The organism is Microvirga sp. M2, from assembly GCF_047497095.1.
In the GTDB taxonomy this organism is placed as follows: domain Bacteria; phylum Pseudomonadota; class Alphaproteobacteria; order Rhizobiales; family Beijerinckiaceae; genus Microvirga.
The window spans coordinates 2450918-2463634 of the sequence record NZ_CP134063.1; the positions used below are offsets into that span (position 1 = coordinate 2450918).

At 67.0% G+C, this 12717-nt stretch carries 15 protein-coding genes; 10 read left to right on the plus strand and 5 right to left on the minus strand.

Annotated features, from left to right (window positions below; genetic code table 11):
- Window positions 1-21 precede the first annotated feature (21 nt).
- On the minus strand, window positions 22-1497 hold the full coding sequence (locus tag RE429_RS11610; protein ID WP_414470928.1) for an FAD-dependent oxidoreductase: 1476 nt from the start codon (window positions 1495-1497) through the stop codon (window positions 22-24).
- 294 nt (window positions 1498-1791) lie between these two features.
- Here RE429_RS11610 and RE429_RS11615 point away from each other — a divergent pair, with 294 nt between their 5' ends.
- Complete coding sequence (locus RE429_RS11615; RefSeq protein WP_414470929.1) at window positions 1792-2229, plus strand: DoxX family protein; 438 nt, start codon at window positions 1792-1794, stop codon at window positions 2227-2229.
- Between the two features lie 47 nt (window positions 2230-2276).
- Here RE429_RS11615 and RE429_RS11620 read toward each other — a convergent pair whose 3' ends face one another.
- Entirely contained in the window at window positions 2277-2894 is a 618-nt protein-coding gene (locus RE429_RS11620) for a Spy/CpxP family protein refolding chaperone (RefSeq protein ID WP_414470930.1), read from the minus strand.
- A 137-nt stretch (window positions 2895-3031) separates the two neighbouring features.
- Between RE429_RS11620 and RE429_RS11625 the strand changes: the two genes are divergently transcribed.
- From RE429_RS11625 to RE429_RS11635, 3 genes are read left to right on the plus strand one after another with little or no spacing between them, the layout of a single operon-like run.
- A complete protein-coding gene (locus tag RE429_RS11625) occupies window positions 3032-3367 on the plus strand; it encodes an ArsR/SmtB family transcription factor (protein WP_414470931.1) in 336 nt (111 codons plus the stop codon).
- A 13-nt stretch (window positions 3368-3380) separates the two neighbouring features.
- Complete coding sequence (locus tag RE429_RS11630) at window positions 3381-3806, plus strand: YeeE/YedE family protein (RefSeq protein ID WP_414470932.1); 426 nt, start codon at window positions 3381-3383, stop codon at window positions 3804-3806.
- Between the two features lie 3 nt (window positions 3807-3809).
- Window positions 3810-4268, plus strand: coding sequence for a DUF6691 family protein (locus RE429_RS11635; protein ID WP_414470933.1), 459 nt, complete (start codon window positions 3810-3812; stop codon window positions 4266-4268).
- A gap of 169 nt (window positions 4269-4437) precedes the next feature.
- Here the strand turns inward: RE429_RS11635 and RE429_RS11640 are convergent, their stop codons facing one another.
- Entirely contained in the window at window positions 4438-5832 is a 1395-nt protein-coding gene (locus RE429_RS11640; protein ID WP_414470934.1) for an ATP-binding protein, read from the minus strand.
- A gap of 1 nt (window position 5833) precedes the next feature.
- Entirely contained in the window at window positions 5834-6493 is a 660-nt protein-coding gene (locus RE429_RS11645) for a response regulator (RefSeq protein WP_414470935.1), read from the minus strand.
- A gap of 96 nt (window positions 6494-6589) precedes the next feature.
- Between RE429_RS11645 and dsbD the strand changes: the two genes are divergently transcribed.
- The 6 genes from dsbD (at window position 6590) to RE429_RS11675 (ending at window position 12338) form a co-directional block, all read left to right on the plus strand.
- Window positions 6590-8416, plus strand: coding sequence for a protein-disulfide reductase DsbD (gene dsbD, locus RE429_RS11650; protein WP_414470936.1), 1827 nt, complete (start codon window positions 6590-6592; stop codon window positions 8414-8416).
- 59 nt (window positions 8417-8475) lie between these two features.
- A complete protein-coding gene (locus RE429_RS11655) occupies window positions 8476-8916 on the plus strand; it encodes a thioredoxin family protein (protein ID WP_414470937.1) in 441 nt (146 codons plus the stop codon).
- 37 nt (window positions 8917-8953) lie between these two features.
- Window positions 8954-9589 carry a DsbA family protein gene (locus RE429_RS11660; RefSeq protein ID WP_414470938.1) on the plus strand — a complete coding sequence of 212 codons (636 nt, stop codon included), beginning with the start codon at window positions 8954-8956 and terminating at the stop codon, window positions 9587-9589.
- A 52-nt stretch (window positions 9590-9641) separates the two neighbouring features.
- Entirely contained in the window at window positions 9642-10316 is a 675-nt protein-coding gene (locus RE429_RS11665; protein ID WP_414470939.1) for a L,D-transpeptidase, read from the plus strand.
- Window positions 10317-10364: 48 nt separating this feature from the next.
- A complete protein-coding gene (locus RE429_RS11670) occupies window positions 10365-11066 on the plus strand; it encodes a DsbA family protein (protein ID WP_414470940.1) in 702 nt (233 codons plus the stop codon).
- A 159-nt stretch (window positions 11067-11225) separates the two neighbouring features.
- Window positions 11226-12338 carry a c-type cytochrome gene (locus RE429_RS11675; RefSeq protein ID WP_414470941.1) on the plus strand — a complete coding sequence of 371 codons (1113 nt, stop codon included), beginning with the start codon at window positions 11226-11228 and terminating at the stop codon, window positions 12336-12338.
- Between the two features lie 85 nt (window positions 12339-12423).
- Here the strand turns inward: RE429_RS11675 and RE429_RS11680 are convergent, their stop codons facing one another.
- On the minus strand, window positions 12424-12717 hold the full coding sequence (locus RE429_RS11680; RefSeq protein ID WP_414470942.1) for a cytochrome c: 294 nt from the start codon (window positions 12715-12717) through the stop codon (window positions 12424-12426).

Genomic DNA, 12717 nt, shown 5'->3' on the forward strand with positions numbered 1-12717 from the left:
CGATAAGGCAAGGAGCCGCCGTCAAATCTCCCGGGGCGGCAGCGGCTCGCGGGCAGGACCGTGGATCACGGCTCCATTCCGCTCGAACATGGAGCCATGGCAGGGGCAATCCCAGGTGCGATCGGCGTTGTTCCAGGTCACGGTGCAGCCTTTGTGCGTGCAGCTTGCCGAGAGAGCATGAAGCCCGCCGCCCTCGTCCCGCCAGACCGCAATTTTTTCGTCTCCCCTCACGATGACCCCGCCTTCGCCCGGGGCGATCCGCGCGACGTCATCGACGAGCGACTGCGTGTCGCCGTTCTGGTGGAAGTCCTTCGGTGCCGGCCGATCCGGCCGGTAGAGCGGGCCCCAGGGGCGGGAGCCCGTAGCGATCTCATGGGCGACCGTCAGACCCGCTGCGGTTCCGTTGCTGATCCCCCAGCCATTGAAGCCCGTGGCCACGTGAAATCCGGGCGATTCCCCTGCGTCCGGCTGGCCGACATAGGGCATGCGATCCGGGGTGTCGTAATCCTCGTTGCACCAGCGCCAGGCAGCTTCGCCGACGGGCAGGTTGGCCCGGGTCCAGTCCTCGAGCTCGCGGAACCGGCGGGCGACATCGCCGTCCTGGCCCGTGTTGAAGCGGGGCCCGAGGGTCAGGATCAGAGGGCCGTCGGCGTCTCGGCCCGTCCGGATGGAATGGGTGGGGTCGTCGATGCTGATGAACATACCGTCGACGGCCTCCGGATGGTCGGTGCGAAAGGCCATGACCACATGGCAGCGGGGCTGAGTGCGGTTTGCATAACCCACCGGGCTTTTCACCGTGATGTTGGTCGCGACCACGACGTGATCGGCCATGACCTGGCCCTGTGCGGTCCCGACCGACCACCGGCCGGGGCGATCGAAGCGGGTGGCCCGGCTGCGCTCGTAGATCCGTCCGCCGCGGGCCTGCACGGCCGCGGCCAATCCCACGAGGTATCGGGCCGGGTTGAACTGTGCCTGATCGCGGAATTCCAACGCCCCGGCCGTCGCGAAGGGCAGGGGAGCCTCGTCGACCACGCGGACGTCGAAGCCGAGCGCCGTCGCCGCCTCCGCCTCGGCTCGGATGTCCTCCCGGCGGCCAGGATCGCAGGTGTAGGTGAAAGCCGATTTCGGCTCGAAATCGCAGTCGATGCGAAGCGTCCCGACCCGTTCGCGAATATGCGCCATGGCGGTCCGGTTCGCCTCCGCGTAGGCCCTTGCGATGTCGGACCCGGCCGTGTCGATCAGGTCGCGATAGATGAGGCTGTGCTGGGCCGTGATCTTGGCCGACGAGCGTCCCGTGACCTGCCGCCCGACCTGACGGGCTTCGAGCACCACGACCGACCTGCCGGCCTCCAGAAGAGACAAGGCGGTGGTCAGGCCGACAATGCCGGCGCCCACGATCGCCACATCGCATTCCTGGGTGCCCGCGAGCTGCGGGAAATCGGTCTTCGGCGCGTTGGCCACCCAGCAGCAATCGGGCTTTCCGGACAGTTCCGTCATGACAAATCTCCCAGATGCGGCGAAGGCCGGAGGGCCGTCCGCCAGGAGACAATGCCCAAGCTTTCGTATGGTTCTGGCCGCGCCTGACAGGTTGGCGGCCCCGACCGACCTCTCCCTCCTCGCCGCCGGGACACCACCGGGCCGGAACAATGGGCCCTGCGCACTGTTTGTGGGCGAACGGCCGACGTGCCGGCGAGGCACGGCCATGGTGCCGGCGCGCTCTATGACACGTCCTGTCATCGCGTCGAGCGGATCCCGCTTGCGGGACATGCTCGCGGTACTGGAGGATTGCCCATGAACAACGATTCCTTTGCGGCCGCCTGGGGGCCGCGCATGCTCGCGGTTCTTCGGATCGTCACGGCCCTCATCTTCCTGGAGCACGGCACCCAGAAGATCCTCGGCTTCCCGCCGCCGACCGGTCCGACGCCGCCGGTCTTCTCCCTGTTCTGGGTCGGCGGCTTCATTGAAATGATCGGAGGCCTGCTCCTCCTCGTCGGCTTTCTCACGCGTCCCGTGGCGTTCGTGCTCGCGGGCGAGATGGCCGTGGCCTACTGGATGGTCCACGCACCTCAGAGCTTCTTTCCGGCCCTGAATGGCGGCGATGCGGCCATTCTCTACTGCTTCGTCTTCCTCTACCTCGCCGTGGTGGGACCCGGAGCGTGGAGCATCGACACGTCTCGACGCAGGTCCGGCGCGGCGCCTGCCGCGAACGATCGTCTCCGATCCACCTGACGTCGATCTCGCGTCGGATGCTGGAGAACGCTCCCTGAGCCGGAGCGTCAGCGGTCGTCCTGGCTGTCGTCATCACCATCGTCGCCGGATCCGCCAGGCATCGTGCCGCGGCCGGGGCCCATCATTCCCCGCCCCATCATCCCCGGTCCTGGCATGCCGCGCGCGCCCATGCGGACGAGGACGTGCAGCCGCCGCTTCTGAGCCTCGTCGAGGGTTGCATAGAGCGGTGACGCGGCGTCCGCGAGCTTACGCATGGCGTCCGCTCCCTGGCTCATATGGTCGGCCATGCCACGGAGGAGGCCGATCGGATCGCTGGCCATCATTCCCCGGGTCTGGCGCATGGCCTGCATGTGGCTGAGATGAAGCGTGGCCAGGTTCCGGATCGCCGTTTCGACGGGGGGCCACAGCTTTTCCTGGTCGGCGGACAGCTTCAGTCCGGCGTGGATCGCCGCGATGTGGGCGTCGATGAAGGCGTTCATGTCTTCTGGCGAGAACCGGCCCATCATGCCGCCGGGCATGCGTTGGCCCTGCATCATTCCCCGTCCCATCATCTGGCCCATCGGCGTTTGCGTCACGGATTGGGCCGGCGCGGTCTGGGCCAGGACGGGCCAGGCCAGGACGGGCCCGGCAAGGGCGAAAAGGGCGGCGAGAATAGGTGTCCTCATGGCAGGCTCTCCTTGTTCGGCCGATGTCTCGTCTAAGAAAACCAATGGGTCCGCTTTCCGTTTCAGATGCGATGCCCCCTTGAAGAACCATGAGATCATACTAAATTAGTATCATCTTATAGATAGCAGGTATGCGTATGCCCAAGTTGGACCTCGATCTGGAGACGTTCGAAAAGCAGGCCACGGACGTGGCCGACATCCTGCGGGCGCTGGCGAACGAGCGCCGGCTGATGATCCTGTGCAAGCTGGTGGAATGGGGCGAGGCCAATGTGACCTCGCTGACCGAGGCCGTGGGCCTGTCGCAATCGGCCCTGTCGCAGCATCTGGCCAAGATGCGGGACGAGGGCATCGTCGCGACCCGGCGCGAAAGCCAGACGATCTGGTACCGCATCGCCGACCCGCGCATCGAGCAACTCTTCGCCACCCTCTACAGCCTGTTCTGCAAGCAGGCCAAGGCAGAAAAGTCTGCCTAACCGGGAATCTGTCATGGAGAACTTCACCCCTCTGTCCGCCCTCGCCGGCGGCCTTCTGATCGGCGCATCCGCCGCCCTCATTCTTGTGCTCAACGGGCGCATCGCGGGCATCAGCGGCATTCTCGGCGGCCTGCTCCAACCGGCTCGAAACGAGATCGGCTGGCGCCTGGCCTTCCTGGCCGGGATGTTCATCGCCCCACTGGCCTATGTGGCGTTCGGCGGAGCCCTGCCGACCGTCGTCCTCGACACCTCGCTGCCTGTTCTGATGGCGGCCGGGCTGATCGTCGGCTTCGGCACGCGCCTGGGAGCCGGCTGCACCAGCGGCCACGGCGTCTGCGGAATCGGCCGCGGTTCCCCGCGCTCTCTCGTCGCCACAGGCGTCTTCATGGCCACCGCGATCGCCACCGTGTTCGTCACCCGCCACGTCCTTGGGATGTAAGCCATGCCCCTGATCGTTTCCGCCTTCGCATCCGGCTTGCTGTTCGGTCTCGGACTGATCGTCTCGCAGATGGTCAACCCGGCCAAGGTGCTGGGCTTCCTCGACATCTTCGGCAACTGGGACCCGAGCCTGGCCTTCGTCATGGGCGGTGCGGTCGTGGTCTCCGCGCTGGGCTACCTCGTCGCCAGACGCCGGGGCGTGCCCGTGCTCGCGCCGCGCCTGGAGATCCCGACCCGGCGCGATCTCGACCCGCGCCTGATCGGCGGTGCCGCATTGTTCGGCATCGGCTGGGGCCTCGTCGGCCTGTGTCCCGGCCCGGCGCTGGTCGGGCCGACCTTCGGCCCGGCCGAGATCTTCGTGTTCGTCGCCGCGATGATCGCCGGCATGGCGGTCTTCCGCCTCGTGCCTGCCGACTGGCCGCAGGTCACCTTCCGGCGCGAGGCCACCCGCGTGGATGGCTGAGGTTCAAACACCGGAATCGAGACGGGAGGACATGATCGACGTCGCGATCATGAACACGGCGATACCGACGATCATCGCCAGGCGATCAGCGGCGAACACAAGGGGCCAATGGAAATTGCCTGCATGGGACCCGGGATCCGGCTCCAGGCAGCCTTAAGTCAGGCACACATCACACGGGTTTCGACGGCCTAATCGCCCCCTCACCACTTTCAAGCAACGCCGGCTGGAAACCGGCCCGCACGCCGGAGCGATCCTGCCGGTTCCGGAGCAGGAACGTGGCTTTCGCGCCTGCGAGAGCCGTATCGACGATGGCGAGCCCGAGGCCGCTGCCGACGGCGCTGCGGTGGCGTCCGCGGAAGAACCGGTGGGTCACCTGGCCGATCTCGTCCTCCGGAATGCCCGGGCCTTCGTCCTCCACTGCGATCGAGGGCGGATCCGTATCCTCATCGAGAAACCACCGTACGCGACCGCCCTCGGGGGAGTGCTGAACCGCGTTCTCATGCAGGTTGCGGACGGCAAGATGAAAAAGATCCCGGTTCATTCCGACCCTCGCCCGGTAGAGCGCCGGGTCGATCTCGACGCGGATGCTCGCCTTGCCCGAACCGAGGCTTGCCGCAACCTCCTCGAGGGCGGGGCCGACCGTGATCTCCCGCGCTTCGCCGTTGTCCCCCGCGGCATCGAGGGCGGACATGGCCAGCAATTGACGCACGAGGCGGCTGGTGTGGTCGACGGCCACAAGAGTTTGCCTCAACGCCCCTTCGCGCGTCTCGGGATCCTTCGCCGCCAGGGCGACCTGGACCTGGGTGCGCAGCCCGGCCAAAGGCGTCCGAAGCTCATGTGCCGCAAAGGCCGTGAAGCTGCGCTCGTGCTCGCGCGCCGCGACCACCTTGCCGAAGAGCCCGTTCAGGGCTTCGACCACGGGGCGGATTTCCGACGGCGGCGTGCCGACATTGATCGGACTCAGATCCTCCGGCCCGCGCATCTTGAGGCCTCGCGTCAGGCGGCGGAGGGGCCGCAATCCCTGTCCGACGCTGGCCCAGATCAGGAAAGCCAGCACCGGCACCATCAGGGCGGCCGGCAGGAGCAAGCCGCGAACGAGATCGGTCACGAGGCGGTCGCGCAGGCCCAGCCGGTCGCCCACCAGCACCCGAACCCCCTTGTCCCGATCGGCGACGGCATAGATGCGCCAGGGCTCGCCATTGACCTCCCGCTCCGAGAACCCGCTGACCTCATTCGACAGTTCCGTGTCAGGGGCGCCGATCGAGCGGCCGATCAGCCGGCCGTCGAAGGACCAGATCTGACACGAGAGCTGGCGTTCGTAGCCGAGGTGAGCCGGTTCGGGCAGGGGAATGGACGCGGCGGGCTGATCCGCCCGGGCCGTCAGCGCGATCTCGCCGCTGGTCACCAGCGAGCCGACCATGCGGGCAGATTCCATCAGGCGGGTGTCGAGGACATGCTCCAGCTGGCGCTTGCTGTCGAGGTAGATCCAGGCGGCTCCGGAGAGCCAGATCAGACCGGTGGCGGCGATCAGGATCACGAACAGGCGGCTTCGGATCGAGTTCACGTCAAGCGCTCCGAAGGCGATAGCCGAGGCCGCGCACGGTCTCGACGGCGTCGCGGCCGACCTTGTCGCGGAGATGGTGGATGTGGACCTCGACGGTGTTGCTCTCCACATCCTCCTGCCAGCCGTAGAGGCGATCGGCGAGCTGGTCCTTGGACAGCACCGTGCCGGGATGCATCATCAGGGCCTCGAGGATCGAGAACTCGCGCCGCGACAGGCTGACGGGGTGGCCGCCGACCTCGACCGTCCGGCGGCCCGGATCGAGTTCGATGCCGTTCCACGACAGGGTCGGCGTGGCCCGTCCGGCGGCGCGTCGCGAGATCGCCCGCAGGCGGGCCGCGACCTCGTCGAGGTCGAACGGCTTGCCGAGATAGTCGTCGGCTCCGCTGTCGAGTCCTCCGATGCGGTCCGCCACGGTGTCCTTGGCCGTCAGCAGCAGGACCGGCGTCGCGTGCTGACGCCGGCGCAGCTCGCGCAGGACATCGAGGCCTGAGCCGTCCGGCAGCATCAGGTCGAGCACGATGGCGTCGAACTCGGCTGTGGCCAGCGCCGACCGGGCGTCGCCGCAGGAGGGGACAGCGTCGACCGTAAAGCCATGAAGCCCGAGGCCCACCCTCAGGCCGTCGAGCAGCACCGTATCGTCTTCAACCACGAGAATTCGCATCGAGCACCTCCACGGGCTCACTGGCCCGCTACCCTTAAGGCTGCCTTAAGGTTGGTCGGGCGGATCGGAGACAGTCGTCCTGTCGCGGGGAATCCCTTGTCTCAGAATCTCATCCGAATGTTGTTCGCGCTCACGGCGCTTCTTGTCGGATCCGCCGGCGCAGGAGCCCAGTTCGCGATCCCCACGCCCGATGAAGTCTTCAGGCTCAACGTCTCTAAGGGCAGCGACGGCAGCGTCAACCTCGGTTGGTCGATCGCCCCGGATATGTATCTCTATCGCGACAAAGTGATCGTCTCGACGGCGGATTCGAAGCAGGTTCCCGTCGAAACCGGTCCCGGCCAGCCGAAAGACGATCCGACCTTCGGGGAGACCGAGGTCTACCACGACGCGGCCCACGCCATCGTGACGGCCGCGGCGCTCGAAGCCGCAGGCTCGCCGCAGATTCTTCGGGTGACCTACCAGGGCTGCGCCGACAAGCTGGGCATTTGCTACCCGCCCGTGACGAAATCCGTGGACCTGACGGCGCTTACGGTCGAGGAGGTCGATGCGCCGAGCGTCACGTCCAGCCGTGCCGGCGCCGATCAGGGGGCGTCGGCGACATCCGCGCCGCCATCCGTCGCCGCTCCGGCACAACCGAACGCGGGTGCCGACAGCTGGATGAGCGGCAGCCTCGTGTCGGTTCTGGCGACCTTCCTCGGCTTCGGACTGCTGCTGACCTTCACGCCCTGCGTGCTGCCGATGATCCCGATCCTGTCGGGCATGCTCGCCCGCAGCGGCGGGCAGCTCTCGGCGGGGAGGGGCTTTGCGCTCTCGACCACCTACGTGCTCGCGATGGCGGCAGCCTACGGCCTTCTCGGCGTCGCCGCCGCCTGGTCGGGCCAGAACCTGCAGGCTGCCTTGCAGACGCCCTGGGCGCTCGGCGCCATGAGCGCGCTGTTCGTGGTCCTGGCGCTGTCGATGTTCGGCCTGTTCGAGCTCCAGCTGCCCGCCTCCTGGACCAGCCTCGTCGCGGGCCGGACGTCGGGCCTTCGCGGCTCGCTTCCCGGTGCGGCGGTTCTCGGGTTCACGTCGGCCCTGATCGTGGGTCCCTGCGTGACGCCGCCGCTGGCGGGGGCGCTGCTCTACGTGTCCCAAACGGGCGACATGATGCGCGGCGCGGCGGCCCTGTTCATGCTCGGCCTCGGCATGGGCCTGCCGCTGATCGTCTACGGCACCGTCGGCGCAAAAGCCCTTCCAAAGTCGGGGCTGTGGCTGGTGCGGGTCAAGCAGGCTTTCGGGGTCGTCTTCCTCGGCGTCGCCATCGCGATGATCTCCCGGATCGTACCGCCCCAGCTCTCGCTCGCCCTGTGGGCCATGCTCGCTATCGCGACCGGCGTCTTCCTCGGTGCCTTCGACGCCGCGCTTTCCTGTCCCGTTCGCCGGCTGGCCAAGGCGGCGGGGATTGCCGCTGTGCTCTATGGCGGCACATTGGTCGTGGGCACGGCGGGCGGGGCGACCGACCCGTTGCGGCCGCTTGCCTTCCTGGCTCGCGGATCCGCCGCGGCCGTCACCGCCGAGGTGGCGTCCATCCGCATCACCACGCCCGAACAGTTGGATGCGGCGGTTCAAATGGCGCAGGCGCAGGGCAGGCCGATCCTCGTCGACTTCACGGCCGAGTGGTGCGTGACTTGCAAGGAGATCGACCGCAGCGTCTTCGCCGATCCTGCCGTGCAGGCAAGGCTCGCGGACGTTGCGTTCATCCGCGCCGACGTGACGGACTACAACGAGGCCAGCCGCACGCTGATGAAACGCTTCGGCGTCATGGGGCCGCCGACGATCCTTTTCCTCGACCCGAAGACGGGGCAGGAGATCGCACCGGTCCGGACCATCGGCATGATCGATGCGGATGGCTTCCTGCAGAAACTCGCGGCGGCCGGTGCATGATGGCGGACAGACCCTCTCGTTCCGGCGCTGTGACCGGAACCGATTTGTGGCGGCGGCGAATGCTCCTGACCTTCGCGGCCTGTCTTCCGGGCCTGGCATTCGTCCCTTGGCGCACGTACGCACAGGCCGCACGACCGGCCTTTGCCCAGATCACCGACCGGAAGGGGTTCGATGCGGCGCTCGGGCGCGCCCGCGCTCAGAAGAAGCCGGTGCTGGCGTACTTCACCGCGGAGTGGTGCCCCATCTGCAAGAGCATCGATGCCCGCGTCTTCTCCCATCCCGTCATCGAGCGGCGGCTCGAGAGCATCGCTCTCGTACGGGCGGACGTGACCGCCGTCGATGCGGGCAGCCGGGCGCTCATGGAGCACCTTCGGGTGCCGGGCCCTCCGACGATGTTCGTCATCGATCCGAAGGATGGCCGGGAAATGCCCAGGACCCGCCTGACCGGAGCCGTCGACGCCAACCTCTTCCTCGACACGATCAATCTCGCCGGTCTCTAGGCCTGGCCTGCCTTTTCAAAAGATCAAGGAGCCAATCATGCCCCGCCCCACGCAGTCTCCGTTCGCTGCCCTCTTGACGGCGCTGTTCTTCGTTTTCGTCATGCCCGCCGCGCCGGCCTCAGCCCAGGACAAGGCCGTTTCGGTGGATGCGATCCTGAACGACCCGCAGGCGCCGGCCGCCGGAAATCCCAAGGGTGACATCACCATCGTGGCGTTCCTCGACTACAATTGTCCGTTCTGCAAGAATTCGGCCCCGGACCTGGAGAGGATCGTGAAGGCCGACGGCAAGATCCGCCTTGTCTACAAGGACTGGCCCATCCTCACCCCGGCCTCCATTCACGGAGCGCAGCTGGCGTTGGCGGCCAAGTACCAGGGCAAGTACGAGGAGGTTCACCATGCCCTCATGGGCATTCCGGGCAGGAGGATCGCCAAGGAGACGATGACCGAGGCGGTCCAGAGCTCCGGCGTCGACATGGAGCGCCTCGACGCGGACCTCAAGCAGCACGGCGCCGAGATCCAGGCGCTGATCCAGCGCAATCTCGACCAGGCCGACGCGCTCGGGCTGTCGGGAACGCCGGTCTACCTGATCGGCCCGTTCAAGGCGTCAGGAGCGCTCACCTACGAGCAGTTCCAGCAAGCGGTCGCCCAGGCCCGTGCCCAGGGCCGGCAATAACCCGCGCCCGCTTCTCGTCCCGTTTCACATCCCACTGCCTGTCAGGATATCCATGTTCAATCTCCCAAAGCTGGTCCAGCCAGCCGGTTTGCTACGCGTCTTCGCCCTGATCCTCCCGGCCGTCCTGGCCGCCTGCACCACCACAGCCGCACCGCCGCAGGCTGTTGCCGTCCCTGCCGTCGATTCCGTCACGGCCGGGCGCTATGCCGCGGTGACCACCGACAGGCATCCGGTTCCGGGCGTCGATCCTGCCAGCCTCAAGCCGCGCAACGTGCGCCAGCTCGTGGACTACGCGACCACCGAGAAGCCGGGGACCGTTGTGGTCGATACCGACGCCCGCTTCATCTATCTCGTGCAGGAGGGCGGCAAGGCGCTGCGTTACGGTGTCGGTGTCGGCAAGGAAGGGCTGGAGTTCAAGGGCACGGCGACCGTGAACCGCAAGGCGCAGTGGCCGACCTGGACGCCGACACCTGACATGATCAGGCGCGAGCCGAACCGATACAGGAAATGGGCCGGCGGCATGAAGGGCGGCACCGACAATCCGCTCGGCGCCCGCGCCCTGTACCTGTTCAAGGGCGGCCAGGACACGCTCTACCGGATCCACGGCACCAACGAGCCGGAGACCATCGGGCAGGCCGTCTCCTCCGGCTGCATTCGGATGATGAACCAGGACGTGATCGACCTCTACAGCCGCGTTCCGACCGGCGCCAAAGTCGTCGTCCTGTGACGACCACTCTCCCATTGCAGCGATATCGAACCCGAACGGAATGACACCATGGATTTCAACCGACGCCGGATCATCCGGGGCGCCGCGCTGACGCTCCTTGCCGCCTCGTCCTTCAAGGCCGCCCACGCCCAGAGCGGGGAGGGGTGGCATCCGCTGAAAGGGGATGACGGCAAACCGGTGCCGAATACCCGCCTGCCCGTCGAACTGACCGGCGAGATCGAAAATCTGCCCGGCGTGATCTGGGTCGGCTCGAAGAGCACCGCCGTCACGCTCTACGAGTTCTACGACTACAACTGCCCCTACTGCCACGCAGCAGCCAAGGACCTGCATGCTCTCGTGAAGAAGAGGCCGGACCTGCGCCTCGGTCTGATCAACAACGCCATCCTGTCCCTTGGATCGATGCAGGCCGCCAAGGTGGAGTTGGCTCTTCTCATGCTGAAGGGGCCGGCCGTGGCCTACGAGTTCCACCGGCGGCTGTTCGCGATGCCCGGCACGAAGGATGGCCAGCGGGCACTCGAGGTCGCCGAGGGCCTCGGGAGTCCCCGGCGCCAGATCGAGCGCGCGGCCGACAGCGAGAAGGTCGGGGGGATGCTGCGCGAGCAGATCCAGCAAGCGGCCAACCTGGGTCTTGCGGCCACGCCCTCCTTCGTGGCGGCCGGGGTCGGGGTTCTGGGCTATCCGGGGCCCAAGGCCGTCGGCAGGATCGTCGCCGCGATCGACCGGTGCGGCGAGGTCGTCTGCTCGTCATAGGAAGCCCGGGGCCAGCTCGCGTCGGCGATCCCGTCCTTAAGGTTGCCTTAAGGTTGGCCATGAAGCTGCCGGGTCGACGGGCCATCGACGACGTCATCGGTCGCATGATCTCGCCCGGCCTCGACAAAAGCGACGTCAGCACATTCGCGGAGATACTGGATGGATTGGAAGCTGCTCATCGGCTACAGCGTGGCTGGCATTGCGGCTCTTTCGCACGCGGGCCTGACGAGCGGTTCCGACCGCCGGGCAAGCCGACACACATCGTCCAAGCAGGTTGCCGTGAGCCGTGGAAGTCCGGCCGCGCCCGCAGCCTCACCCACTAGGCCGGCCGTCTCCGCAGCCACGGCGCAATCGAGTGCGGCCGGTGACGAATGGATCGTGGCCGATGTCGACAAGCTGGCCGATGACGCATGGGGCAGGGCAGTGCGCTTGGGACGGGACCTGACGGTCGCCACCTATGCCCATCTCGGGCCCGAGGTCGCCGACGCCGGCAAGCGCTATGCCGGCAACAACCTGGCGTGCCAGAGCTGCCACTTGGATGCGGGAACCAAGAAATTCGGCTTGCCCTTCGTGGGGGTGTTCGGCGACTTCCCGCAATACCGGTCCCGCGAGGGCGAGGTCGGCACCATCGAGGATCGCGTCAACGGCTGCATGACCCGCAGCATGAACGGCAAGCCGCTGCCCGTCGATTCCACCGAGATGAAGGCGTTCGTCGCCTACATCAAGTTCGTGTCCACGGGCCGTCCCATCGGGGGCAAGACCGAGGGACGCGGCTCAGGCAACATCCCCGAACTCACCCGGGCGGCCAGTCTCGAGCATGGCCAAGAGGTCTATGCGCAGGCCTGCGCCGCCTGCCACCAGGCGGACGGGCAGGGCGTCAGGAAGGGCATCGCAGGCGATGCGCAGGGCTATCAGTTTCCGCCTCTCTGGGGCCCGGACAGCTTCAACGACGGCGCGGGCATGAACCGGCTGATCTCGGCGGCCAATTTCATCCACGGCAACATGCCGCTGGGCACGACCTACGATGCGCCCGTCCTGTCGGCGGAGGATGCCTGGGACGTCGCCGCGTTCATCCAGTCCCAGTCCCGCCCGGCCAAGGCCGATCTCGACAAGGATTTCCCGAACCGGATGCAGAAGCCGGTCGACGCGGGCTACGGCCCCTACATCGACGGCTTCGACCGGGAGCAGCATAGGCTCGGACCATTCGGGCCCATCCGGGACAAGATCAAGGCGCTGAAGGAATCGGAGGCCGGAAAGGCACCGGCAAATTAGGTGGTCGACGTCTCCCGACCGGATTCGCGCTCGTCAGCAACATCCCATTCACACCATCGCGGGTCGTATGGGGAATCTCTGCCCCCTACATCGGCCCGCCCGAGCCGTAGTTGCGGCTGAGATAGTCGACAATCGTCTTCGCGTCGGCCTCGTCGACGGGCGCGCCGTAGACCTTGATCATCTTGGTGACCTCGGCCTCCCAGAGCTTCCGGTCCGGGAAGGGAGAGTTCATCTGGATGTAGTCCAGGCTGTGGCAGGCGGCGCAGTTGTTCGTCACCGCATCGCGGCCAGGAGCATCCTTAAGCGTGATGGCCGTCTCGTCGGCATGTGCGGCGGCGGAGGCGGTGAGGGCGAGACCGACGACAAGCAGCTTCCTCAT